The organism is Curtobacterium sp. Arg-1 (assembly GCF_025643395.1).
Taxonomy (GTDB): Bacteria; Actinomycetota; Actinomycetes; order Actinomycetales; family Microbacteriaceae; genus Curtobacterium; species Curtobacterium poinsettiae.
On sequence record NZ_CP095731.1, the window covers coordinates 1,309,828 to 1,332,969 of the forward strand.

At 71.6% G+C, this 23,142-nt stretch carries 23 protein-coding genes; 12 read left to right on the top strand and 11 right to left on the bottom strand.

Annotation, left to right across the window (positions count from 1 at the left end; all coding sequences use genetic code 11):
* Positions 1–99 precede the first annotated feature (99 nt).
* The 4 genes from MXD64_RS06310 to melA form a co-directional block, all read right to left on the bottom strand.
* Positions 100–975, bottom strand: coding sequence for a carbohydrate ABC transporter permease (locus MXD64_RS06310; protein ID WP_071252441.1), 876 nt, complete (start codon positions 973–975; stop codon positions 100–102).
* The gene (locus MXD64_RS06315) at positions 975–1,934 is read right to left on the bottom strand and encodes a carbohydrate ABC transporter permease (RefSeq protein WP_056069178.1); all 960 of its coding nucleotides are present in this window, start codon (positions 1,932–1,934) and stop codon (positions 975–977) included. The genes MXD64_RS06310 and MXD64_RS06315 overlap by 1 nt, the downstream gene beginning before the upstream one ends.
* Positions 1,918–3,222, bottom strand: coding sequence for an ABC transporter substrate-binding protein (locus tag MXD64_RS06320; protein WP_250898339.1), 1,305 nt, complete (start codon positions 3,220–3,222; stop codon positions 1,918–1,920). The genes MXD64_RS06315 and MXD64_RS06320 overlap by 17 nt, the downstream gene beginning before the upstream one ends.
* A 127-nt stretch (positions 3,223–3,349) precedes the next feature.
* Positions 3,350–4,774, bottom strand: coding sequence for an alpha-galactosidase (gene melA / locus MXD64_RS06325; RefSeq protein ID WP_263137270.1), 1,425 nt, complete (start codon positions 4,772–4,774; stop codon positions 3,350–3,352).
* A 114-nt stretch (positions 4,775–4,888) separates the two neighbouring features.
* Between melA and MXD64_RS06330 the strand changes: the two genes are divergently transcribed.
* Positions 4,889–5,713, top strand: a complete 825-nt coding sequence (locus tag MXD64_RS06330) for a helix-turn-helix domain-containing protein (protein WP_056069172.1) — start codon at positions 4,889–4,891, stop codon at positions 5,711–5,713.
* A gap of 74 nt (positions 5,714–5,787) precedes the next feature.
* Here the strand turns inward: MXD64_RS06330 and MXD64_RS06335 are convergent, their stop codons facing one another.
* Positions 5,788–6,468: a hypothetical protein gene (locus tag MXD64_RS06335; RefSeq protein ID WP_042537774.1), complete on the bottom strand. Its 681-nt coding sequence runs from the start codon at positions 6,466–6,468 to the stop codon at positions 5,788–5,790.
* A 199-nt stretch (positions 6,469–6,667) separates the two neighbouring features.
* Between MXD64_RS06335 and MXD64_RS06340 the strand changes: the two genes are divergently transcribed.
* Genes MXD64_RS06340 through MXD64_RS06365 form a run of 6 tightly spaced genes read left to right on the top strand, consistent with a single transcriptional unit; the run spans position 6,668 to position 11,718 of the window.
* Positions 6,668–7,183, top strand: a complete 516-nt coding sequence (locus tag MXD64_RS06340) for a GNAT family N-acetyltransferase (protein WP_017885822.1) — start codon at positions 6,668–6,670, stop codon at positions 7,181–7,183.
* Positions 7,180–7,842 (top strand): HAD-IA family hydrolase, encoded by a 663-nt coding sequence (locus MXD64_RS06345; RefSeq protein ID WP_263137271.1) that lies wholly within the window; start codon positions 7,180–7,182, stop codon positions 7,840–7,842. Before MXD64_RS06340 ends, MXD64_RS06345 begins: the two co-directional genes overlap by 4 nt.
* Positions 7,839–8,489, top strand: coding sequence for an HAD family hydrolase (locus tag MXD64_RS06350; RefSeq protein ID WP_263137272.1), 651 nt, complete (start codon positions 7,839–7,841; stop codon positions 8,487–8,489). The genes MXD64_RS06345 and MXD64_RS06350 overlap by 4 nt, the downstream gene beginning before the upstream one ends.
* A 19-nt stretch (positions 8,490–8,508) precedes the next feature.
* Positions 8,509–10,269, top strand: a complete 1,761-nt coding sequence (locus MXD64_RS06355; RefSeq protein ID WP_411512256.1) for an AMP-binding protein — start codon at positions 8,509–8,511, stop codon at positions 10,267–10,269.
* Positions 10,270–10,289: 20 nt separating this feature from the next.
* A complete protein-coding gene (locus MXD64_RS06360; protein ID WP_042540433.1) occupies positions 10,290–10,829 on the top strand; it encodes a GNAT family N-acetyltransferase in 540 nt (179 codons plus the stop codon).
* Positions 10,830–10,860: 31 nt separating this feature from the next.
* Positions 10,861–11,718, top strand: a complete 858-nt coding sequence (locus MXD64_RS06365; RefSeq protein WP_042540431.1) for a hypothetical protein — start codon at positions 10,861–10,863, stop codon at positions 11,716–11,718.
* Here the strand turns inward: MXD64_RS06365 and MXD64_RS06370 are convergent, their stop codons facing one another.
* Positions 11,719–12,948 carry an MFS transporter gene (locus MXD64_RS06370; RefSeq protein WP_263137273.1) on the bottom strand — a complete coding sequence of 410 codons (1,230 nt, stop codon included), beginning with the start codon at positions 12,946–12,948 and terminating at the stop codon, positions 11,719–11,721.
* Positions 12,945–13,481: a winged helix-turn-helix domain-containing protein gene (locus MXD64_RS06375; RefSeq protein WP_017885816.1), complete on the bottom strand. Its 537-nt coding sequence runs from the start codon at positions 13,479–13,481 to the stop codon at positions 12,945–12,947. Before MXD64_RS06375 ends, MXD64_RS06370 begins: the two co-directional genes overlap by 4 nt.
* A gap of 262 nt (positions 13,482–13,743) precedes the next feature.
* Between MXD64_RS06375 and MXD64_RS06380 the strand changes: the two genes are divergently transcribed.
* The 3 genes from MXD64_RS06380 to MXD64_RS06390 all read left to right on the top strand — a co-directional run bounded on the left by MXD64_RS06380 (position 13,744) and on the right by MXD64_RS06390 (position 16,119).
* Positions 13,744–14,676, top strand: a complete 933-nt coding sequence (locus tag MXD64_RS06380; protein ID WP_017885815.1) for an ABC transporter ATP-binding protein — start codon at positions 13,744–13,746, stop codon at positions 14,674–14,676.
* The gene (locus tag MXD64_RS06385) at positions 14,673–15,536 is read left to right on the top strand and encodes an ABC transporter permease (protein ID WP_042540425.1); all 864 of its coding nucleotides are present in this window, start codon (positions 14,673–14,675) and stop codon (positions 15,534–15,536) included. The genes MXD64_RS06380 and MXD64_RS06385 overlap by 4 nt, the downstream gene beginning before the upstream one ends.
* A 94-nt stretch (positions 15,537–15,630) precedes the next feature.
* On the top strand, positions 15,631–16,119 hold the full coding sequence (locus MXD64_RS06390; RefSeq protein ID WP_263137274.1) for a hypothetical protein: 489 nt from the start codon (positions 15,631–15,633) through the stop codon (positions 16,117–16,119).
* Positions 16,120–16,131: 12 nt separating this feature from the next.
* Here the strand turns inward: MXD64_RS06390 and MXD64_RS06395 are convergent, their stop codons facing one another.
* Positions 16,132–16,737 carry a dihydrofolate reductase family protein gene (locus tag MXD64_RS06395; RefSeq protein WP_263137275.1) on the bottom strand — a complete coding sequence of 202 codons (606 nt, stop codon included), beginning with the start codon at positions 16,735–16,737 and terminating at the stop codon, positions 16,132–16,134.
* Between the two features lie 239 nt (positions 16,738–16,976).
* Between MXD64_RS06395 and MXD64_RS06400 the strand changes: the two genes are divergently transcribed.
* Complete coding sequence (locus MXD64_RS06400) at positions 16,977–18,389, top strand: protein kinase domain-containing protein (protein WP_194590992.1); 1,413 nt, start codon at positions 16,977–16,979, stop codon at positions 18,387–18,389.
* Between the two features lie 561 nt (positions 18,390–18,950).
* Here MXD64_RS06400 and MXD64_RS06405 read toward each other — a convergent pair.
* The gene (locus MXD64_RS06405; RefSeq protein ID WP_263137276.1) at positions 18,951–19,748 is read right to left on the bottom strand and encodes an SDR family NAD(P)-dependent oxidoreductase; all 798 of its coding nucleotides are present in this window, start codon (positions 19,746–19,748) and stop codon (positions 18,951–18,953) included.
* Positions 19,749–19,858: 110 nt separating this feature from the next.
* Between MXD64_RS06405 and MXD64_RS06410 the strand changes: the two genes are divergently transcribed.
* The gene (locus MXD64_RS06410; protein WP_263137277.1) at positions 19,859–20,764 is read left to right on the top strand and encodes an AraC family transcriptional regulator; all 906 of its coding nucleotides are present in this window, start codon (positions 19,859–19,861) and stop codon (positions 20,762–20,764) included.
* Positions 20,765–20,768: 4 nt separating this feature from the next.
* On the opposite strand, the gene MXD64_RS06415 is transcribed toward MXD64_RS06410, so the two are convergent.
* Both MXD64_RS06415 and MXD64_RS06420 read right to left on the bottom strand, forming a co-directional pair.
* Positions 20,769–21,254 carry a tetratricopeptide repeat protein gene (locus MXD64_RS06415; protein ID WP_263137278.1) on the bottom strand — a complete coding sequence of 162 codons (486 nt, stop codon included), beginning with the start codon at positions 21,252–21,254 and terminating at the stop codon, positions 20,769–20,771.
* The gene (locus tag MXD64_RS06420; protein WP_263137279.1) at positions 21,251–23,134 is read right to left on the bottom strand and encodes a DUF6807 family protein; all 1,884 of its coding nucleotides are present in this window, start codon (positions 23,132–23,134) and stop codon (positions 21,251–21,253) included. Before MXD64_RS06420 ends, MXD64_RS06415 begins: the two co-directional genes overlap by 4 nt.
* Positions 23,135–23,142: the final 8 nt, after the last annotated feature.

A 23,142-nucleotide genomic window follows, 5' to 3' on the forward strand; every position in this document is an offset into this window, starting at 1 on the left:
CGGACGACGGACGGGAGGCACGGTGCCAGCTGGCACCGTGCCTCCCGTCGTTCCTTTCCCATGGCCACTGCAGTGGTAGTCCCGGAACCGCTCGGCGCCCTACTTGATGCCGGTCGAGGCGATGCCCTGCACGAACTGCCGCTGGAACGCCAGGAAGACCACGAGCAACGGCAGCACCGTGACGGTCGCGATCGCCATCACGGCTCCCCACGGTGAGCTGAACGCCGGGTTGTTCGTCAGGGTCGACAGGGCCACCGGCACGGTCAGGTTCTCGTTGCCCTGCAGCACGACGAGCGGCCAGAGGAAGTCGTTCCACCGCGTCATGAACCCGAGGATCACGAGCACCCCCACCAGGGGGCCGCACGAGGGCAGCACCACCCGGAAGAACGTCTGGAACTCGCCGGCGCCGTCGAGCCGAGCGGCCTCCATCAGCGCGTCCGGCACCCCGAGCATGAACTGCCGGGCGATGAAGATCCCGACGACGTCGAACACGGTCGGCAGGATCACCGCCCAGGGGGAGTCGACCAGGCCGATCTTCGCGACGACCAGGAAGCTCGGCACCAGGGTGACCTGGATCGGGATCATGATCGTGACGAGGAACGCCGAGTACAGCAGCCCTCGGCCCATGAACCGGAACTTGGCGAGGGCGTACCCGGCCATCAACGACACGACGACGCTCAACGCGGTGCCGACGCTGGTGATGAGCGCGGAGTTGCCGAGCCACCGCCAGACCGGCTGCGTGCTGAACACCTGCGTGTAGTTCTCGAACGTCGGCCGGGTCGGGAACAGCGAGAACGTGCCACTCTGCGACTGCCCGCCGGGGGTGAGCGCCGAGACGACCATCCAGTACAGCGGGAACACCATCAGGATCGCCAGGGCGGTGAGCCCGGCGACGAGGACCCACCGACCGGGCCGACGCCGGGAGCGGGCTCCAGCCGGACGGCGGCGGGGACCGCGGACATCGAGTACGGCCATCAGAGCATCTCCTCCGCCTTGCGGTTGGCGCGCTGCCGGAGCAGCGTGAACACGAGCAGGATCGCGACGAGCACCAGTCCGAGCGCCGCGGCGTAGCCCATCCGGGCATCGATGAACGCGGACCGGAACACGTACTGGATCAGCACGGTCGTCGAGAAGCCAGGGCCACCGCCGGTCATCACGTAGATGACGTCGAAGGCCTGCAACGAGAACACGACGTTCAGGATGAGCAGGATCGACGTCGTCGGGCGGAGCAGCGGCCACGTGATGGTCCGGAACCGCACCCAGCGCGAGGCGCCGTCGATCGCGGCGGCCTCCTTGAGCTCGGCGGGCACGGACTGCAGCGCGCCGAGGTAGATCACCATGCAGAAGCCGATCCGGGTCCAGACCACGACGACCACCAGGGTCGCCATCGCCCACCCCGGAGCGGTCAGCCAGGGCACGCGGCCCATGCCGAGCGCTTCGAGCAGGTTGTTCACGACGCCGTAGTCGCCGTTGAAGATCCACGACATGATGACGCCCACCACGACGCCCGCGGCGACCATCGGCACGAAGAACAGGGCGCGGAACACCGAGCGCCCGGGCAGCGGCCTGTTCAGGGCGACCGCCAGGGCGAGCCCGATCGCCATCGACGTCGGCACGGTGCCGAGCGTGAACACGAGCGTGTTCCGCAGCGCCGTGCCGATGAGCGGGTCGGAGCCCATGTCGACGAAGTTCTTCCCGCCGACCCAGGTGCCGTCGCCGAGCGAGGTGCTGGAGTCCTGGAAGCTCAGCGCGATCGCCGTGATGATCGGGATGAGCGAGAAGCCGAGGAACAGCAGCGCCGCGGGGCCGATGAACACGTACGGGACGAAGCGGCCGCGGCTTCGGCGGGCACCGTCGCCAGCGGGGAGTCCGCCGGTCGGAGGGGCGGTGGACGCCGTCGTGCGGACCGGCGCGGTCTCAGTTCGCAGTGACACTGCGCATCGCCTCCATCATCTGGTTCGAGGCCTCTTTCGGGCTCAGCTGCCCGAGCAGGCAGAGGTCGAGGTAGTCGGCGAACACCGCGTTGAGCGAGCTGAAGTACTCGCCGCTCTCGGCCTTCACCATCGAGAGCGGGATCGTCGTCCCCTGGTCGATGAACCGCTGCATCGTGTCGGTGTTCGCGGCGTACCCGATGTCCTTCGCGTCGAGGGACTTCCGGGCGGGCAGCCAGTTGCCGTCGTGGCAGAACTGCTGCATCTTCGACCGTGACGTGATCATCGCCACGAGCTCGGCCGCGAGCTCCGGGTGCTTGCTCGACTTCGTGACGGCCAGGGCGTTGCCGCCCAGGTCGCTCGCCTCGCCGACGTTGCGGATCATCGGGGCAGTGCCCCAGTTGTCGGGCATGTCGGTGTCGAGCTGCGCGATCGACTCCGGGTTGTTGAGCATCATGCCGATCTGCCCGGTCAGGAACAGGTTCCGCGAGACGTCACCGCCGCCGCTCTTGCTGAGGTTGCCGGTCGTCGCGAGTCCTTCGGCGTACCACTTCCGGCCGAAGGCCAGGGCGTCGATCGCCTCGGGGGTGTCCATCGACGGGGTCGCGCCGTCCTCCCCGAGGAACGCGCCGCCGTTCTGGTGGACCAGCGGCAGCCACCGGTACGCGGTCTCGGGCGACGACCAGCCGTACCCGAACGCGTACTTGCCGGTGACCTGCTTGACCTCCTTCGCGACGTCGAGGAACGCATCCCACGTCCACGCGTCGCCGAGGGCCTGCGGTGGCGTGACACCGATCCGTTCCATGACGTCGCGGTTGTAGTAGGTGATGAAGTTGTCGGTGTGCTGGAAGACGCCGTACACACCGTCGTCCCGCGCGCCGATCGCCCAGAACGGGTCGCTGTAGTCCTGCCGGTAGTCCGCCGGGACGGCCCCCGAGATGTCGACCAGGCTGCCGTTCGCGGCGTACCGGCCGATCTGCTGCGGGGTGATCCGGATGACGTCCGGCGCCAGGTCGGCGGCGAGCCGCGTGATGAACCACTGGTGGAACTGGCCGGTCGTGACCTCGACGGAGACGCTCGTGCCCGGGTGCGCCGCGACGAACTCGTCGGCGATCGCCTGGTAGCTCGTGATGTCAGTCGGGATGTTCCAGGTGGACAGGCGGATGTGCTTCGTGCCGCCGCGGGCAGCGGTTCCCTGGCCCGCGCAGGCGGCGAGGGCGCCGGCCATCGAGATACCGGCGAGTGCGAGGAACCCCCGTCTGGCGAGCTGGGGGGATGGTCGGGTCGGCATGGTCCTCTCCTTTGAGGTCGTGGTGCCGTGCAGGACGGACTGGAGGCGCGGCGCGCGGCTGCGCGTCGGCGCGAGCCGGACGTGGGGTCGCGGTTGCGGACCCGACCCCACGTCGGGCGCGACGGCGTCAGACCAGCGCTGGGCGGGCCTCCCGGTCGGCCGTGTGCGCGGCTGCGCCCGCGTCCGCCGGACGCAGCGACTCGGGGAGCAGCGCCGCATGGGCGTGCAGGAGCTCGTCGGTCATCTCGGCGATGCGGTCCAGCGTGAGGTGCGCCGCCGTCAGCGGGTCGAGGGCGACCGCGTGGTGGACGTGCTCGACGTTGCCCGTCAGCGCAGCGCGCACCGCCAGGGTCTGCACGTTCGTGTTCGTGCGGTTGATCGCGGCGAGCTGGGGCGGGAGCTCGCCGAACGAGGTCGGTTGCACGCCCTTGCCGTCCACCAGGCAGGCCACCTCGACGCAGGCGTCGGACGGCAGGTTCTGGATGACGCCGGTGCTGTTCGGGACGTTGCCGTAGACGACTGCGGGGACCCCCGTGACGATCGCGTTCACGATGCTCGCGCCGTACTCGACGCTCGGCGTCAGGTCGGCCTTGAGCTTCTCGAGCTGCGTGTCCACGTCGCCCTGCTCGTCGTGCGCCAGGCAGATCTCGTAGTAGTCCCAGCGCTCCGGGATGTACTCGAGCACCGTCTCCGGGTCCTTGCGGAAGTACGGCACGTACTCGCTGGCGTGGTGGCTCGACTCGGTCTCGAAGTACCCGAACGAGCGCATCAGCTGGGTGCGGACCTGCTCGTTGCCGCCCTCGTAGTTGCTCGCCGCGGCAGCCGCCTCGCTGTGGTCGCCGTCGTCGTCGTGCAGGTCGGACGCCGCGACGCCGCGCTGGTGCTTCGCCGTCATCACCTCGCGCAGACGCGGGTAGAGGTCCTCGCCGTTGCGACGCTTGAACTCGAGGATCCACGCCTGGTGGTTGATGCCGGCGCTGATGAACTCGACCTCGTCGTACGGCACGCCGAGCGTGCGGGCCAGCATGCGGGTGGTGCCCTGCACGCTGTGGCAGAGGCCGACGGTCCGCAGGCCCTTCGCGTTGAGGAACGCCGTGGCCATCGCCATCGGGTTCGCGTAGTTGATGAACTGGGCGTCCGGGCAGAGCTCGAGGGCGTCGCGGGCGATGTCCTCGTAGGCACGGACCGACCGCAGGAAGCGGAAGACGCCGCCGGGGCCGACGGTGTCGCCGACGGCCTGGTCGATGCCGTACTTGCGGGGGATCTCGACGTCCCACTTGTACGACTCGACGCCGCCGACCTGGAACGTGATGATGACGACGTCCGCACCCGCCAGGGCCTCGCGCCGGTCGGTGGTCTCGAGGACCTCGACGCCGAGGCCGTGGTGGGCGACGAGTTCGCGGGCTGCGGTCGCAGTGCGGGCGACCCGGCCCGCGTCGAGGTCCATGAGGTGCAACGTCGCGTCCTGCAGTGCGGGGAAGGAGACGAGGTCGCCGATGAGGCGGAAGGGGAAGACGAAGCCGCCGGCGCCGATGATGGTGATCTTGGTCATGTGACGACGGTAGGAAGCGCCGGGGCCCGGGGTCCTCCGGCTTCGGACGGCGGGGTTCCAGGATCCTCCGATCGGACTCCGGGTCGTCCACGCCGCTGCCGTAGGCTCGGCACCGTGCTCGACGTGGAGACGGTGGAAGCGGCGTACTGGAGCCATCGCGGCCCGGCGCCGATGATGCCGTCCTCACACCGGCACGACGACCTCGAGATCAACCTCGTGCTCGAGGGACGGCTCGACTACCGGTTCGGCGGGGAGCCGGTGAGCGTCAACGCGGGGGAGATCGCGCTCTTCTGGGGATGGACACCCCACCAGCTCGTCGGTGACGCGACGGGGACCGGACAGTGCCGGTGGGTGCACATACCGCTCGGCGAGGTGCTGGCGTGGGGGCTTCCGGACCACGACCTCGGTGCCATGCTGCTGAACCGTCCCGTCGTGGTGCCGACCGGTGCGGCTGGTCGGGACGTCGAGTCGATGTTGTCGTCGTGGCAACGGGACTTCGCGGACGACGGAGCCGGAGTGATCGCGAACCTCGAAGCGCAGGCCCTGGTGCGCCGGTTGCTGCGGCACCACCGCGACGCCGTGAACCAGCGCGCGGAGGGCGGGCACGGCACCGCGGACGCGATGCACCGGGTGATCGACATGGTGCGGTTCGTCGTGGACCGGTTCCGCGAACCGATCGAGGTCGCCGACGTCGCCGCTGCGGCACACCTGCATCCGCACTACGCCATGACGGTGTTCCGGCAGGACGTCGGGACCACGATCGGGGAGTACCTGACTCGGTGCCGAGTGGCCGAAGCGCAGCGGTTGCTCGCGACCACGTCGATGACGACGTCGGAGATCGCGCACGCCGCGGGGTTCGGCTCGCAGTCGAGCTTCTACGCGCACTTCACCCGTGCTTGCGGGAGCGCGCCCGGGGCGTACCGAGCGCGGGCCCGCTGAGCTGTGGTTCCCACGACGTGAATCGGCCCGGACCGCGCTGCCGCGTGGTCCGGGCCGATCGTGGTGCTGGGGTGTTACTTGATCTGTGCGGTGATGGTGGCGGTGCCGACGAGGAGGCCGCGCTTGACGGCGTCGGTGCCGAAGGTCTTGTTCAGCAGGCCGGCGGCGTCTTCGCTGATGTGGACGGTGGTGCCGGTCAGGATGGCGTTGTCGCCCTCGAGCTGGAGGGGCTTGAGGGAGCCGCCGTGCAGCTCGAACAGGAACGCGTTGTTGACGGCGACCTTGCCGTTGACCAGGACGTCGCCGTAGAGCTTGGACGAGCCGGGGTTGACGACGAAGTTCTCGAGGGTGACGGTGGTGTCGCCGCCCTTGAGGGTCAGGCCGGAGTCGTCGTGGTTGAGCAGGCCCTGGACGTAGGGGCGGTAGTTGCCGTCGGGGGACCAGTAGGTGACCGATCCGGCGGTGATCGGGAACGACACGGACCCGTCGGCGAGCTTGGCGGTGCCGGAGACGCCGGGGGTGAGCTTGAGGGAGGTGAGGGCGTCGGTGAAGCCGGAGTCGAGCTTCACGGCGGTGGAGCCACCGAGGACCTCGGGCACCGAGGCGACCGGTGCGGGGATCTTCGACGACGACGAGGACACCGTGTGGATGGCGGGGGTGGCGGCCTGGGCGGAGGAGATGCCGAACGCGGCACCGCCCAGCACGAGGGCGCCGGTGGTGGCGAGGGTGATGGAGGTCTTGAGGCTCTTGCGCATCGTGATCAGTCCTTTGCTGTTGTCGCGCTCGGCGCGGCTGCTGTGTGCGCGCCGAACACACCCTGGTGCAGGGTGGAGAACCAGCGGTGTGCGGCTGGTGAGCGCTCCGGGTGGTTCCCGGTCGTTGCAGGTGATTCGGCACCCTCTGCCCGTCGGATTGGGACGACTTCTCCGGGCCCGTCGCCCCTAGGCTCGGGGCATGCGGGGAACGACGATCCGACCGACCACCGAGGACGACTGGGAGCGGGTCCGTGCGCTGCGGCTCGAGATGATCCAGGACACCCCGAAGGCCTACGGGGAGCGCCTCGCCGACGCCGAGCAGCTGCAGGAACGTGACTGGCGGCGCCGCGGTCGCCGTGAACACGACGTCGGCGGGACGACCCTCGCCGCGATCGACGCCGACGGCACGTGGGTCGGGACGATGGGGGTGTACGTCCCCGGTCCCCGTGTCGGACCGCTCCTGGTCGGCGTCTACGTCGCACCCTCGCACCGGGGTCGTGCCACTGGTGTCGCCGATGCGCTGCTCGACGAGATCGAGGTGTGGGCGGCGACGCACGGGTCGGCCCTGCGGCTGCACGTGCACGAGGGGAACACCCGCGCGCAGGCCTTCTACGCCCGGCGCGGCTACGAGCCGACGGGCGCGACCGAGGCGTACGTGCTCGACCCGAGTGAGCTCGAGGTCGAGATGATCCGACAGCTGCGGGGATCGCTGTGACCGCCGGGACGGCCGGGGCTTCCGTGCCCGCTGTGCGGTGGCTGCTGCTCGACGTGGGCGGGGTGCTCGAACTCGTCGACGACGCCGCGTGGCCCGGACACTTCCGGGCGCGGTGGGCCGAGCGGCTCGGGATGACGACGGACGACTTCTCCGCTCGGCTCGTCGCAGCCGACCTGCCCGACGCCTCGCGGCAGACCGGCGTCGTCGACCGGTACTGGGGTGCGATCGGCACGGCGCTCGGGCTGTCGGCCGAGCAGCTCGCCGTCATGCGCGCCGACTTCTGGGATGCGTACTGCGGCACCCTGAACGAACCGCTGTACGACTTTCTCGCCGGACTCCGCGGCACGATCGGCCTGGCGATCCTGTCGAACTCGGGCGACGGTGCCCGCGAGGAAGAGGAGCGGCGCTTCCGGTTCTCGGCGGTGTTCGACCCGATCTGCTACTCCCACGAGATCGGCGTGAACAAGCCCGATGCCGAGGCGTTCCGGATCACGTTGGACCGCCTGCAGGCGACCCCGGCCGAGGTGCTCTTCATCGACGACGTCCCGGAGAACGTCGCGGCCGCCCGTGCACTCGGCATCGGGGCGCACCTGCACGTCGACACCGACGAGACGATCCGGGTGCTCGACGCGGTCGTGCGGGGGAGCGGCCGGCCGTGACCGTCGGCATCGTGTTCTTCGACGTCGACGGGACCCTCGTCACCCCCGGTTCCAGCAGCAGCTTCCTGGCAGCCCGGTTCGGGCACCAGCGAGCCCTCGACCAGGCAGAGGCCCGGTACGCCGACGGCGAGCTCACCAACCAGCAGGTGAGCGAGGTTGACGCCCTCGGGTGGCGCGGCACGGCCACTGCGACGGTCGAGCGGTGGCTCGACGACCTGCCGGTGTTGCCCGGCACCGACGCCGTCGTCGCCTGGTGCGCTGCACACGGCGTCGAACCTGTGCTCGCGTCGCTCGCCTGGCAGCCCGTGACCCGCTCCTTGGCGCGGCGGTTCGGGTTCGTCGCGAACGGAGGACCCCGGGTGGGGGAGCGCAGCGGCGTCCACGACGGCTCCGTCGCGGAGCACTTCGACGAGTTCGACAAGCGGGACCGGGCGCTCGCGCTCGCTCGCGACCGCGGTGTCCCGATCGAACGCTGCTGCGCCGTCGGGGACAGCCGCTCGGACATCCCGCTCTTCCGGGCGCTCCCGAGCGCGCTGGCGCTCAACGCGAGCCCGGCTGCACGTGCGGCTGCGAGTGACGCGATGGACGCGGACGACCTCTCGAGCATCATCCCCTGGCTCGGCCGCTGGTTCCGGGGACTCGCCTGATCGATCCGCTCCGAGCCGGATGCGGCATGATCGGTCCGTGTCTTCTGTGAACCCGACCGACGCGTACCGTGCCGCCCGCGACCAACTCCTCGCTGCGGACTCTCCTGAAGCGGCACGCGCCGGGTTCCGGTGGCCCGACGTCGGCGAGACGTTCAACTGGGCGTCCGACTGGTTCGACGTCATCGCGACCGACAACGGCCGCACGGCGCTCTGGATCGTCGAGGAGGACGGCCGTGAACAGCGGCTGAGCTACGCCGAGATGGCCGCACGCTCCGATCGGCTCGCCGCACGCCTGCACGGCTTCGGCGTGCAGCAGGGCGACCACGTCCTCGTCATGCTCGGCAACCAGCTCGAGCTCTGGGAGACCATGCTCGCCGTGATCAAGCTCGGCGCGGTCATCCTGCCGACGTCGACGATGCTCGACACCGCCGACCTGCAGGACCGTGTCGACCGGGGTTCGGTGGCGCACGTCGTCACGAACCAGAGCGAGACACACAAGTACGACGACGTCCGAGGCGCCTTCACGCGCATCGTGATCGGCGGCCACTCCGACGGCTGGACGGAGTACCCGAGCGACCTGGGCGAGCCCGCCCCAGAAGGCGAGGCACGCCCGCGGGTCATCACCCGCACCACCGACCCGTGCCTGGTCTACTTCACGTCCGGCACCACGTCGAAGCCGAAGATGGTCGTGCACACCCAGACGTCCTACCCGGTCGGGCACCTCAGCACCATGTACTGGCTCGGCGTCCGCCCCGGTGACGTCCACCTGACGATCAGTTCGCCCGGCTGGGGCAAGCACGCCTGGAGCTGCTTCTTCGCGCCCTGGATCGCCGAGGCCACCGTCTTCATCCACAACACCGCACGCTTCGACCCGGCCGGCCTGCTCGCCCAGCTCGAACGCGCCGAGGTCAACACGTTCTGCGCCCCGCCCACCGCCTGGCGGATGATGCTGCAGTCCGACCTCGGCGCGAAGCCGCGTGCACTCCGCGAGGTCATCTCGGCCGGCGAGCCGCTCAACCCCGAGGTCATCGGCCGGGTCGAGGGAGCGTGGGGGCTCACCATCCGCGACGGCTACGGGCAGACCGAGACCACCGCGATCGTCGGCAACGCACCCGGAGCCCCCGTGACCCCCGGAGCCATGGGCAAGCCGCTGCCCGGCGTCACCGTCACGCTGCTCGACCCCGTCACCGGCGAACCGGGCGACGAGGGCGAGGTCTGCCTGGACCTGACCGAGCGGCCCGTCAACCTGATGGCCGAGTACCTGGGCGACCCCGATCGCACGGCGTCGTCGATGCGCGACGGCTTCTTCCACACCGGCGACATCGCCGTCCGTGACGCCGACGGCGAGCTGACGTTCATCGGTCGCACCGACGACGTGTTCAAGTCCTCCGACTACAAGGTGTCGCCCTTCGAGGTGGAGAGCGCGCTGCTCCAGCACCCGGCCGTGGCCGAGAGCGCGGTCGTCCCGGCTCCCGACGATGCCCGCCTCAACGTCGTCAAGGCGTACGTCACGTTGGCCGCCGGATGGGAGGCGTCGGCCGACACCGCCAGACAGGTCCTGGAGTACGCACGCACAGCTCTCCCCGCCTACGCGCGTGTGCGCCGGGTCGAGTTCGCGGAGCTGCCGAAGACCATCTCGGGCAAGATCCGTCGCGTCGAGCTGCGGGAGCGCGAGGAGCTGTCGGTGACCAATGGCACGCGCGCCGAGGCTGAGTGGCGCGACGACGAGTTCCCCGGCCTCCGCGCGCCCCGCCCGCACGCCGGACCCGCTGCCGGCTGATCGACTGGCGGAGCTCACACATGGTCGTCGTCCTGCGCCCGTGGTCCTTGGACGACGCGGCTGCACTCCTCGTCGCCAGTCGGTCGGACCCGGATCTCGCGACGCAGTTCCCGGAGGTCGGGCTCGATGACGAGGAGCATGCCCGCGCGCACGTCACGGGCGCACTGCGGTTCGACGACCACGCGAGGAACTGGGCGATCGTCGAGGACGGGGTCGCGGTCGGCAACGTCGGTCTCTCGGCGATCGAGTTCCGGCACGGCACGGCGTGGGCCCACTACTGGGTGGCAGCCGATGCTCGTGGCCGAGGACTCGCCGCTCGTGCGCTGACGAGTGTGTCGAGCTGGGCCTTCGACGCCGGTCTCTTCCGCCTCGAACTCGGACACCGGACGAACAACCCGGCGTCGTGTCGGGTCGCCGCCGCCGCAGGGTTCAGCGCGGAGGGCATCGAACGGCAGAAGCTCCGGTACGGCTCGGAGCGGTTCGACGTCGAGACGCACGCCCGCCTCGCGATCGACCCCGTGCCGGACCTGCCCGGGTTCGAGGTCAGGACGACGTCCTGACGGCTGCCCGGTCAGTCCCTAGGCTCGGCACGTGGAACTGATCACGGACGTCACGCGCGGCGACTGGCTGTTGGCCCGGGCCGGCGAGTTCGCCACGTTCGGCGGCGTCGCGGGCACCGGCTTCGAGGCGTACGCGCGGATCCTGCACCCGCTCCGCGCGGATCGCGAAGACCGCTCGACCGTGGACGAGTACGACGACCACCCGGTCATCGAATCGACCGAGTGGCGTTGGGCCGCCGTCGCCGAGCGCACCCGTCGGACGATCGATCCCCTCGTGTCGTGGCAGACGCTCAGCGGTCGGGACGACGAGTCGGACCTGCCCTTCGAGGACGGCTGGGTCGTCCATCCACCCGAAGAAGGCTGGTACGAGCCGACGCACCTCGCCGCGCTCACCGAGCTCCTCGCCGACGCGACGTCGACGCCGGACGACCTGGTCGGGGCGATCTGGGACGGATGGGGCGACCTGAACGGGACGTCGACGTTGGGCTTCGGGTGGCAGGGGAACGGCGAGCCGACGGCGGCCGAGCGCGCGGAGATGCAGGCGCACATGGCCCGGGCTCAGGCGCAGCACGGGCGGGAGCAGGCTGCGCTCCGGGAGTCGCTCGCGGGTCCGCGCTTCCTGTGGCCGGCCCGCGAGTGCTTCCTGCTCTCCATGTCCCTGCCGCAGCTCAGCGACCCGTCCTGGACGGACGACGCCCGCGTGGGCACGTACGTCGACGTCGGGCACACCCCGCAGATGCTCTGGCCCGAGGGGCACGAGTGGGTGCTCGCCACCGAGATCGACTGGGACTCGACGATCGTCGCAGGCTCACGGTCACTCGTCGACGCGATCCTCGCCGACGCCCGGTTCGAGGCGTACGAGGTCGACGCGGACGCTTCCCCGGGCTGATCAGACCGGTAGGGCCACCTCGGTGGTCACGCGCCGGACACTCCGGGTGGACGCGGCGACCACGGTGGCGACGACGATGACGACGGCGCAACCGACCAGGGTCGCGGGCGTGCCGACCGCGTGCGCCAGCGGTCCGACCAGGGCCTCGCCGAGCGGGACGGCGACGAACGATCCGACCATGTCGTACGAGTAGACCCGCGACAGCACGGCGCGGGGCACGTTCGACTGCAGTGCGTGGTCCCAGGCGATCGCGAACAGCTCGAGGGCGATCCCGCCCAGGGCGAACGCGACGAGCAGGGTCGGCAGGGCCGGGGCGACCCCGAGCGCCACGACGGGGAGCGCGGTCACCGCCATCAGGGCGACACCGATGCCGAGCGCACGCCGGGGCCGCCACCGCAGGGCGATCAGCGCACCGAGTGCCAGGCCGACGGTCTGCGCGGCGACGACGAGCCCCCAGGCCGCCCTGCCGAAGGAGTCGTCCGCGACGACCGGTCCGAGCACGGTCGTCGCGCCGACGAAGGCGGCGTTGAGCACTGTGAACTGGGCGACCACCGTCCAGACCCAGCGTCGTCCCGAGAACTCGACCCATCCCTCCCGGATGTCCGCGATCACCGACGGGCGGTCGGCCGGTGCGATCGACGCGCGACGGGGCAGGCGTATCCGCGCGTACAGGGCTGCGGCGACGGCGAAGCCGGCGGCGTCGACCGCCAGCCCCCACCCGGCACCGACGAGCGCGACCATGCCGGCCCCGGCGGAGGCACCGACGATCGTCCCGGCGTTGATGCTCAACCGGATCACGGCGTTCGCGGGGCGGAGCAGCGCCTCCGGAACGGTTTCGGGCACCATGGCCGCGGTCGTCGGCAGGCTCACCGCGGCGACCGCGCCGTTCAGGATGCTGAGCACGACCAGGAGCGGGACGGTCGCCGTGCCGGTCAGGACCAGCGCGGCGACAGCGGCCTGTGTCACCGCCGCGCCGAGCGACGTGGCGACGAGCACGACGTCGCGGGGCAGGCGGTCGGCGATGACCCCGCCGAACAGCAGGACCGCGACGTTCGCGACCGAGCGTGCGGCCACGACGAGACCCAGGTCGACGGGTGAGCCGGTGAGGTCGAGGACGGCGAACGCCAGGGCGATCGGCGCGACGGCGTTGCCGACGATGCTCACCGTGCGGGCTGCGAGCAGCCAACGGAACGGTGCGTGGGCGAGGACGCCCGGGGTCGGCGTGCTCACGGTCGCCGCATGGGGAACATCGAGACGGTCATCGACACCGGCACCGTGCCCGGGGTACGCGGGCGCTGCGCTGCAGCGTGGAGCAGGGCGGACGCCTGGCCGACGTGGTGCACCACCCGCCGCCACGTCTCGGGGCCGACCCACAGTTCGGCGTCGGTCGAGACGGCAGGGCCCGTGGTCCGCTGGTGCAGTCGTCGCCGGAGCTCCTCGACCTGCGCCTCGACGTAGACGAGCTGGTCCTCCACCGAGATGCGTTCCGGGTGCCCACCATCGGGGACGGCGTCGAGGTCGAACGGTTCGGACGACGACTCGTGCCGGTACCGCTTCGCCTCGCCGCCTCGGAGCCGCACGACCTCGACGACCGCGACCAGCCCCGCCCGTTCGAGAACCCGCAGGTGGTAGCTCGCGGTGGCCTGCGAGAGGCCGAGTTCCCGCGCGGCCTCGGCCGCGCTCATCGCGGTGCTCGTCACCAGCGACAGCAGGCGGAGCCGGATCGGGTGGGCGGTCGCCCGGAGGGACTGGAGGCTCGACATGCGCCCATCGTCGCCGCTGCGGTCGAGACCGTCAAACGGCTCTTTGGGGGTTGCGCACCAGGGGCACCTCCGAGCCCCTGCACCGGTCTTTCGCGCTCAGCGACATCTCACGGGCCGCCGCGCGCGTGAACTGTCGCCCAGCGCGAAACAGCGCGACCCCCCGCCCGCGTCACCCCGCCCCATCCGCGTCAGCCTGTGGGAGCCCACATCTCCCCCCAACGGCGGACGCGGCGCCGACCACCGCTCCCGTAGCGTCGACGCCGTGATCGAAGTCAGCCATCTCACCAAACAGTACGGTCCGAAGACCGCCGTGGACGACGTCTCCTTCGTCGTGCGTCCCGGCAGTGTGACCGGCTTCCTCGGGCCCAACGGCGCCGGGAAGTCCACCACGATGCGCATGATCATGGGGCTCGACCAGCCCACGTCGGGCACAGCCACCGTGAACGGCCAGCCCTACACGAGCTTCCGCGACCCGCTCCGGCAGGTCGGCGCCCTGCTCGAGGCGAAGGCGGTCCACTCCGGACGCAGCGCCTACAACCACCTGCTCTCCCTCGCGGCGACCCACGGCATCCCGAAGTCCCGCGTGCACGAGGTCATCGACATGACCGGCCTCGACTCCGTCGCGAAGAAGCGCGTCGGCGGGTTCTCGCTCGGCATGGGGCAGCGCCTGGGAATCGCTGCCGCACTGCTCGGCGACCCGAAGACCCTGATCCTCGACGAGCCGGTCAACGGCCTCGACCCCGACGGCGTGCTCTGGGTCCGACAGCTCGCCCGCCGCATGGCCGCCGACGGCCGCACGGTGTTCCTCTCCAGCCACCTGATGAGCGAGATGGCACAGACCGCCGACCGCGTGGTCGTGCTCGGCCGGGGCAAGGTCCTGGCCGACGCCCCGATCGCGGAGTTCGTCGCCGGTGGCGGCGCCGCTGCCGGCACCGATGCCGCCGTCAGCCGTGTCATCGTCCGCACGCCGGACCCGAACGGCCTGTTCAACGCCATCGGCCCGAACGCCGCGGTCACCCAGCGCGAGGACGGCTCATTCCTCGTCGTCGGGCCCGACGCACCGACGGTCGGCAACATCGCCGCACAGGCAGGCGTCCCCCTGCACGAACTCACCCCGACCGGCGCGAGCCTGGAAGAGGCCTACATGGCCCTCACCCGCGACGACGTCGAGTACCGATCGGAGGGCACCCGATGAGCGCCACCACCTCGCCCACCACACCGTCGACCCGGATGTCCGGCTCGACCCGCCTGTCGTTCCCGCACCTGGTGCGGAGCGAGTGGATCAAGCTGCGCAGCATCCGGTCCACGTTCTGGTGCTACGCGATCCTGGTCGTCCTCACGATCGGCATGGCCGCGCTGATCGGGGCGAACACGAACAGCGGCGGCCAGGAGCTGCCGACGGACCTCGCCAACGGCACCTTCGTGAACGCCAACGCCGTGGGTGTCCTGCTCTCGTCGCTCGTCGTCGGCGTGCTCGGCGTCCTCATCATCACCGGTGAGTACGGCACGGGCCAGGTCCGCTCGACGTTCACCGCCGACCCGCGACGCACCGGCGTGATCCTGGCGAAGGCCACCGTCCTTGCCATCGCGACCTTCGTCGTCAGCGCCGTCGCCACCTGGATCGGCGTCCTCATCTCGCTGCCGCTGCTGGCCGGCAACGGCATCGAGCCGGAGGTCAGCGACCCGTCGGTGTTCCTGCCGATCCTCGGTTCGTCGGTCTTCCTGACCCTGCTGGCGCTCCTCGCGTACGGCATCGGTCTGCTCGTCCGGTCGAGCGCCGGCGGCATCGCGATCACGCTCGGCCTCCTGCTGGTCGTTCCGGGGGTGCTCGCACTCATGAGCGGACTGATGAAGGTCGACTGGCCGATGGACATCGCGGCGTTCCTGCCCGACTCAGCCGGCGGCCAGCTCTACGCCTACTCGTACGACGGCGCGAGCACGGTCGACAACAGCGGGGTCGTGCTGAACGGCTGGGGCGGCTTCGGCGTCCTCGCCGCCGAGGTGCTCGTCGTCGGTGGCCTCGCCCTGACGCTCGCGCGCCGTCGCGACGTCTGACGCGACCAACCCACGGCCGGGAGGCGCGGTGCCAGCTGGCACCGCGCCTCCCGTCGTCCGCGGTGTGGGTCCGCAGCGTCACTAGGCTCACAGCGTGCGCTCCGTCCCCGCCCTGCTCCTGCCCGCGATCGCGGGCGTGCTGCTGCTGGCCGGCTGCGCCGGGCCGCCGCCCGTCGACGAGGCGGCGCTGCACGCCTGGGAGAAGCGGCAGATGGCCGCCGAGTCGGACCGGGACCTCGGCGCGATGTTCGCCGAAGAACCCGCCGGGCAGAGCGCGACGGGGAACGACGACGAGATCGACCGTGGCGTCACGATCACGTTCGCGCACCCGGAGACGGTCGACCACCTCGAGTTCTCGTGCTTCGGTGACGGGCACATGAGCGGTTCGGTCATGGTCGTCTCCCGGGAAACGTCGCGGAACCACATCATCGAGGCGATGCCCTGCGGCGACGGGGAGCGACGCATCGACCTGCGGCGAACCTGGCGCGCCGACGTCGACAGCATCTCCGTCAACGGGTTCGACAGCGACCGCGACAGCGCCTGGAACGTTCGCGTGATCGGCGCAACGCCCGGCGCGGACTGACCGTCCGAGCGTTCAGGACCGCCGGACGTCGTACCGGTGCAGGGTGACGCCGTTGTCGGAGCGCTGCTGCTCGAGCAGGTCGAGCTGCACGAGCGGGCGGTGCCCCGAGAGCGGCGGATCGAACAGCGGCCGACCGGCACCGAGCACCGACGGGTGCGTGAAGAGCATGACCTCGTCGAGCAGCCCGGCGTCGAGCAGCTGACTCGCGATGCTCGGCCCACCGACGCCGATGTCGCCCTCGCCTTCGGCACGGATCGCGGCCAGCTCGGCGATCGCGTCGCCGTCGCCTCCGATGACCCGGGTGTCGTGGTCGGCGGTGGTCCGCGTGCGGGACACCAGGATCTTCGGCTGCGCGGTCCAGATCTCGCCGTACTCGCGCAGGTACTCGGGCATCGACTCGTCGTGCCGGGCATCGGGCCAGAACGGGTCCATCATGTCGCGCACGAGCCGGCCCTCGACGGACAGGGTCATCGCGGCGGCCCGGGCGTTGAACTCGCGGTGCAGTGGCTCGTCGATGCGCATCCAGTCGGGGCCGTCCAGGCCGCCGTGCTCGCCGGGTGCCCGTTCGACGAACCCGTCGACGGAGACGTTGATCCAGTAGACGAACCTCGCGGGCATGGCATGACTCCTTCGTCGGGCCGAGCGTACGCGCGCGTTGCCGACCAGCGCCACCGAGGGGCGCACGACACCGGTGTTGCCGAGGTGCACCGCGACGTGCGCGTGTTCGACCCGCGAACACCGGTGTTGTGGCGCCCCTGCGCACCGCGCCCCGATCCGGGAAACGCCGCTCGGCGACACGGATACCCGTCGGGATGCGAAGATGCATCGTTGGTGCCGGAGCCGAGGACGAGGGTTGGATGATCCCGACGGAAGAACACGACGCGAGCGCGCCGCTGCTCGACGGTCGGTACCGCCTGGAACAGGCGATCGGTCAGGGCGGCATGTCCGTCGTCTACCGCGGCGTCGACGAGAGCCTGCACCGCCCGGTCGCGATCAAGCTCTTCCACGCGGGCATCGTCGACATCGCCCGGCAAGAGGCCGAACTCGGCGTGCTGGCGTCGCTCGAGCACCACAACCTCGTCAGCCTGCTCGACGCCGGGGTCGTCACCAGCCAGGACGGCACCCAGCAGCGCTACATCGTGATGTCGCTCGTCGTCGGGCAGGACCTCGAGGAACGTCTGAGCGTCGGCCCGCTCGCCTCGCGCCACATCGCCGAGATCGGCTACGACATGGCCGAGGCGCTCGACTACATCCACGCCAACGCCGTCGTGCACCGCGACATCAAGCCGTCGAACATCCTGCTCGTCGACTACGGCAACGCCTCCGAACGGGCCCGCGCACGCCTGACCGACTTCGGCATCGCGCTCGCCGCCGGCGTCGAACGCCTGACCGCCGACGGCGTGACCACCGGCACCGCCGCCTACCTCAGCCCCGAGCAGGCGCGCGGCGGCGAGGTCGGCCCGCCGAGCGACGTCTACTCGCTCGGCCTCGTGCTGCTGCAGTGCTTCACCCGCCGCCGGGAGTTCCCGGGCTCGCTCGTCGAGTCCGCCGTCGCGCGGCTGTCCCGCGACCCCGTGGTCCCCGAACCCCTGCCCGAGCACTGGAAGCACCTGCTCCGCGCCATGACCGCGCAGGATCCCGCAGCCCGTCCGCTCGGCCCCGAGCTGGTCACGATGCTCCGCGACGTCGTGATCGCCGAGACCGCCGCCCCCGACCACGTGGTCGAGCCGACGGACGAGACAGCCCCGGTGCCGACGCGGTCCGAGACCGATCGCCCGGCGACCCTCGACACGCTGCCGAACGAGTCGCTGCAGCGCACCACGACCATGGCTGCTCGGCTCTTCGACGCACCGATCGCCCTGATCGAGGTGCTCGACGAGGACCGCGAGTGGTCCCAGTCGTACATCGCCGAGGGCATCGACGAGGCGGCCCGGAGCATCAGCTTCACCAACGGCTTCGCGCCCGTGCCCGTCCCCGTCGTGATCCCGGACGGTTCCGCACACCCCGAGATGCGCAACAGCCCCCTGGTCACCGGCCCGCTCGGCATCCGCTTCTACGTCAGCGTCCCGCTCGTCCGGCACGACGGCGCGCCGATCGGCACCCTCGCCGTGCTCGACACCCGCCCGCGGCAGGCCACCGAGGACGACCTCGCCAACCTCCGCGACCTGGCGGCGCTCGCCGTCTCGCAGCTCGAGATCCGGCAGGAGTCCCTGCGCACGACCAGCGACTCGCTGCCGGTCCCACGGGTGGGCGGCGACCACACCGCCTGAGGGGAGGCCCGGTGCTACCCCGCACCGCGCCTCCCGTCCGCCCGTGGTGGCGTCCACCGCCACGCCGTCGCCGTCCGCCGAGCGGTCACGATCCGTCGGCTGACGCGCTCCCGCCCGACCCTTCGTGACCGCTCGCCCGCCGGTCGGCGGGGTGTCGTGACCCCTCGCGGTGGTGCGTGTTCGCGCGCGTCGGCTCACACTGCCGAGCGGGCGAAATGCCGGGGTGCCTCCGCGGGCCGACGCGGGTGTTTCGCCCGCTCGCGGTGGTGGGGGTTCGTGCGCGTGGGTCGGGGTTGCCGAGCGGGCGGAATGCCGGGGTGCCTCCGCGGGCCGACGCGGGTGTTTCGCCCGCTCACGGTGGTGGGGGTTCGCGTGCGTGGGTCGGGGTTGCCGAGCGGGCGGAATGCCCGGGTGCCTCCGGGAGCTGACCCGGGTGTTTCGCCCGCTCGCGGTGGTGCGTATTCGCGCGCGTCTGCTCGCACTGCCGAGCGGGCGGAATGCCGGGGTGCCTCCGCGCATGAACCCGGGTGTTTCGCCCGCTCGGCCGGGGGGAGGGGGGGCTCAGCCGAGGCGGGTCGCGGCGATGCCGCCGTCCACGTCGATGGTGGCGCCGTGCACGAAGGACGCCTCGTCGGAGGCCAACCAGCGCACGGCGAACGCGACGTCGACCGGCCGGACGGGTGCGCCGGCCGGTGTGCCCGCCGTCATCTGCGCGAGGACGTCGTGCGAGTCGGCGTTGCCCGGCGTGGCGGTGGCACCGGGGGAGACCGTCGACACCCGCACACCGTGCGGGCCGAACTCGGCGGCCCACGCCCGGGTCAGCTGCTCCACGGCCGCCTTCGTCGCCGGGTACAGCGCCGTGAAGGGGACGCCGACGCGGGACATCCACGAGCCGATGTTCACGATGACACCCGAGCCGCGCTCGACCATGCCCGAAGCCAGGGCGCCGACCAGGACGTGCGGTGCTCGGACGTTCGTGGCCCAGAGCGCTTCGGCGTCGTCATCGGGGAGCAGCGCCGTCGGGCCGACCGGGTAGACGCCGGCGTTGTTGACGACGATGTCGACCCGGCCACCGAGGGCTGCCGTGGCACGGGCAGCGAGGTCGCGGACGGCGTCGGGATGCGCGTTCAGCTCGCCGATGACGGCCACGGCGGAGCCACCTGAGGCGGTGATGGCGTCCACCACGGCCTGCGTGCGCTGTACGTCACGGCCGGCGACACCGACCGTCGCGCCGGAGGCGGCGAGGACCCTGGCGACGGCTTCGCCGATGCCGCTCGAGGCGCCGGTCACCAGCGCGGTCCGGCCGGCCAGTCGGTCGTCGGGGGTCAAGGAGTCGAGGAGTGCTTCGTTGGTCTGCATGCTCCGATGCTCGGTCCGGCGAGGCGGTCGACGATTGCACAGGACTCCGGACTGCTTGCCGGATCCAGCACGGGCGTTCAGCGCATCGATCGGCTCGACAGAATGAGTACATGGACGACGTCACCTCGGACCGACTGGACCGCGCGCTGCAGAGCGTCCTGGCCCACGTCGACGACACGGAGCGCGCCGGACGGCTCGGACTCCGCCTGGCCCGGGTCGACGCGCCGACCGACCTCGGGTACCAGCGCTACACGCCGTCGGTGTCGGTGGTGCTCGCGGGCCAGAAGCGGTCAATCGTCGGGGACGACGACCAACTCTGGGGCCGCGAGCGCTTCATCATCACACCCGTCGACCTGCCGGTGATCGCCGGTGTGGTCGCCGTGGAAGAGCCGGCGGGATTCGTCGCGGTCGTCTGGCAGCTCGACCCCGCGGCGGTGGCCGAAGTCGCGACGGCGATGTCCCGCCCGCACCAGGACGAAGCGCCGCCGGCCCGACTCGGCAGCTGGACACCAGCGCTGGCGGACGCGTTCGCGCGACTCGTCGGATTGCTCGACACTCCGGAGGACATGGCGGTCCTCGCCCCGCTCGTCACCCGCGAGGTCGTGCTCCGGCTGCTGCAGACCGACCAGGCCCCGCGCATCCTGGCCGCGATCGGCAACCGGGACGGCGACGTGGTCGCGGCCGCCACGGCCCTGCTCACCGATCGGCTGGCGGACCCGTGGTCGGTCGCCGACCTGGCCGCGGCGGTCCGGACGAGCGAGTCGACCCTGTTCGCACGCTTCCGGCAGGTCACCGGGATGAGCCCGGTGCAGTACCTGCGGCGGCTGCGGCTGGGAGAGGCCCGGCGGCGGATGATCGTGCTCGGGGACACCGCTGCCCAGGCTGCTGCGGCGGTGGGGTACCGGAGCGCCTCGCACTTCTCGCGGGACTACCGCGCCCTGCACGGTCGTCCACCGGCTGCCGACGCCGGTCGGGCCCGTGAGCTCATGGCGCGGGGCGAGGTCGCGATCGCCTGAACCGTCAGTCCTCGGTGAGGGCTGCCGCGTAGGCGCGGACGGAGCGGTGGTAGCGGGGGAGCGTCGGCTCGACGGCCTCGATCGCGACGCGCAGGGCCTCGGCCGAGCGTCCAGCGCTGTGCAGCGCGAGCGCGAGGAACACCCGCGGTGCCGCCCCCGTGGCGGGGTGCTCGGGGGCGTCGCGGAGCATCGCGATGGCGGCGTCGACCCGGCCGAGGTTCCGCAGCGTCGAGGCGTGCTGCACGACCATCCGCGCCGCGCGTTCGGGGTCGACGGTGTCGAGACCCGCTGCGGTCGCGGCGGCGTACTGCACGTCGGCCTCGGCCTCGTGGCCGCCCGAGTCGAAGGCGCCGCCGAGCTCGAACGCGCCGAGGGCCGGGTGCGGGGCGTCCGCTGCGAGGTCACGCATCCGCTCGATCCGCTGGTGGTCGTCGATCGTCTCGTCGTCCCACAGCGCCGTGACGCGTGCTTCCCAGTCCCCGGTGCTCATCCGGCGAGCGTACCGCCGTCGGTGATCGTCGAGCGGAAGGAACGGACGAACGGTGCGCCCGGCTGCACGATCGCCGGGGTGTCCCACGCCAGGGCCGAGCCGATCGCCGGGTACTCCTCGGCGCGGACGAACCAGGGGTCGTGGTGGTCGAGGGCCTCGATGCGGATCGTCGCCGGCCCGCCGTCGAACACCGCGGACCAGGAGATCCAGGGTGCGACCGAGCCGTGCACGGCGGTCTCGCCCTCGGCGTCGGCGGTCCGGACGACGACCCCGGTGCACTCCGGGAACCGCCAGGAGAAGCCGCCGTAGCCCGCGCCGACCCGGCCGTTGCTGCCCGGGCCGCCGAGGTGCACGGGGGAGTCGCCGGGGGCGCGGAACGACGACGACCAGGACAACTCCCACCCGGTTCCGACCGAGCGCCAGCGCAGGGTGCGGTCCTCGTGCAGGACCACCGCGCGGTCCGGACCCCGCCAGACCAGCTCCTCCGTCGACCCGTGTCCGTGCTGCGCAGCGTGCACGACCTCGACCGAACCGTGGTCGTCGCGCCAGACGTAGCCGGGGCCCTGGACGTAGGTCCGTCCGCCCCAGCAGTTCATGCCGTCGACGTCGGGGATCGCGACGCCGACCCCGCAGTGCCAGTCGTGGTCGCCCGGGTGGTGTGCGCTGACCACGGTGCCGCTGAGGGTCCGGACCGGGTGCAGGTACGGCCGAGGGGACGACGTGGCGATCGTGCCGGCCCCGTCGCGTTCGACGGCGACCGTGACGTCGTCCACGCGGAGCTCCTGCAGCGTCTCGTCGCGGGCCGTGTGCGCCCACGGTGCCCCGACTTCCGAGAACAGCGCGCGGGCGTCGGCGGCGCGCTCGATCGTGGCCTCGACACCGGTCACCACCGGGCGCCGGGCCGGGCCCTCACCCTCCCACGTCACCCAGGGGTGGTCGAGCTGCACGGGTTCGGTCGCGCGGACCGCCTCGAGCACCTCGACGAACGCTCCCGTCGAGACGAGCGGCACGAGCAGTTCGTCGCCGCGCAACCGGTGCGCCAGCAGGTTCTCGAGTAGATCGGTGCGCTCCAGGCGCGTGGTCGCGCCGTCGATCGTGACGTCGTCCGTCGTGTAGTGCACTACGCCGTCCCCCGTCGCGCCCCGCACCCGCACGGTCGGCGGGACCTCGGTGGTGGCGCAGAGCGTGAGCGCGGCAGCGGCTTCGAGGCCGGCGGTCGTGGTCACCCGGACGGCCGAGGTGTCGTCGCCCTCGATGGCGTTCGCGCGGTACAACTCGACCTCGACCCGCGCGACGTCGGCGGTCCGGCGGCAGCCGACGAGCGCCAGGGCCGTCGCCACGGCGTGGGCGAGCGGGTTGGTGACGACGCCGTCGAGCACGTCCACGCCGCCGACCCGACGGCGCCCCGCCCAGGGGGAGCGGTCCCAGTACGCCCGGTCGCGGGTCCACGTGCCGACGGCGGCCGCAGACCGGACGGCACCGACGAGCGCCCCGTCACGGAACGCCGGCAGCGCGGCGGAACCGAGGCTCTGGAACCCCACCTGCACGACCCTGCCGGTCCGACGTTCGGCCTCGAGCAGCACGTCGAGGGCGTCGCGCGTGGTGACCGGGGGCTTCTCGAGCAGCACGTCGGCGCCGGCGTCGAGCGCATCGAGGGTGAGGGGCAGGTGCGCCGCGATCGGAGCCGCCACGACGACCACGTCCACCGGTCCGAGCCTGCGGGCCGCTGCCACGTCGGCCACGACGGGCACACCGGCGTCGGCGGTCGTACCGAGCGCGGGGTCGACGACCGCGGTCACCGTGCAGACCCCTGCTGCCACGAGCCGGTCGATGTTCGCGCGGTGGTGCAGGCCGTAGCCGCGGGCTCCGACGAGCACCACGCCCGGCA

What these genes read in the sequence shown, in the direction of transcription:
- MXD64_RS06310 (WP_071252441.1), bottom strand. Translation starts at nt 975, where the DNA reads ATGGCCGTACTCGATGTCCGCGGTCCCCGCCGCCGTCCGGCTGGAGCC.
- MXD64_RS06320 (WP_250898339.1), bottom strand. Translation starts at nt 3,222, where the DNA reads ATGCCGACCCGACCATCCCCCCAGCTCGCCAGACGGGGGTTCCTCGCA.
- melA (WP_263137270.1), bottom strand. Translation starts at nt 4,774, where the DNA reads ATGACCAAGATCACCATCATCGGCGCCGGCGGCTTCGTCTTCCCCTTC.
- MXD64_RS06335 (WP_042537774.1), bottom strand. Translation starts at nt 6,468, where the DNA reads ATGCGCAAGAGCCTCAAGACCTCCATCACCCTCGCCACCACCGGCGCC.
- MXD64_RS06340 (WP_017885822.1), top strand. Translation starts at nt 6,668, where the DNA reads ATGCGGGGAACGACGATCCGACCGACCACCGAGGACGACTGGGAGCGG.
- MXD64_RS06355 (WP_411512256.1), top strand. Translation starts at nt 8,509, where the DNA reads ATGCGGCATGATCGGTCCGTGTCTTCTGTGAACCCGACCGACGCGTAC.
- MXD64_RS06360 (WP_042540433.1), top strand. Translation starts at nt 10,290, where the DNA reads ATGGTCGTCGTCCTGCGCCCGTGGTCCTTGGACGACGCGGCTGCACTC.
- MXD64_RS06375 (WP_017885816.1), bottom strand. Translation starts at nt 13,481, where the DNA reads ATGTCGAGCCTCCAGTCCCTCCGGGCGACCGCCCACCCGATCCGGCTC.
- MXD64_RS06385 (WP_042540425.1), top strand. Translation starts at nt 14,673, where the DNA reads ATGAGCGCCACCACCTCGCCCACCACACCGTCGACCCGGATGTCCGGC.
- MXD64_RS06395 (WP_263137275.1), bottom strand. Translation starts at nt 16,737, where the DNA reads ATGCCCGCGAGGTTCGTCTACTGGATCAACGTCTCCGTCGACGGGTTC.
- MXD64_RS06400 (WP_194590992.1), top strand. Translation starts at nt 16,977, where the DNA reads ATGATCCCGACGGAAGAACACGACGCGAGCGCGCCGCTGCTCGACGGT.
- MXD64_RS06405 (WP_263137276.1), bottom strand. Translation starts at nt 19,748, where the DNA reads ATGCAGACCAACGAAGCACTCCTCGACTCCTTGACCCCCGACGACCGA.
- MXD64_RS06410 (WP_263137277.1), top strand. Translation starts at nt 19,859, where the DNA reads ATGGACGACGTCACCTCGGACCGACTGGACCGCGCGCTGCAGAGCGTC.
- MXD64_RS06415 (WP_263137278.1), bottom strand. Translation starts at nt 21,254, where the DNA reads ATGAGCACCGGGGACTGGGAAGCACGCGTCACGGCGCTGTGGGACGAC.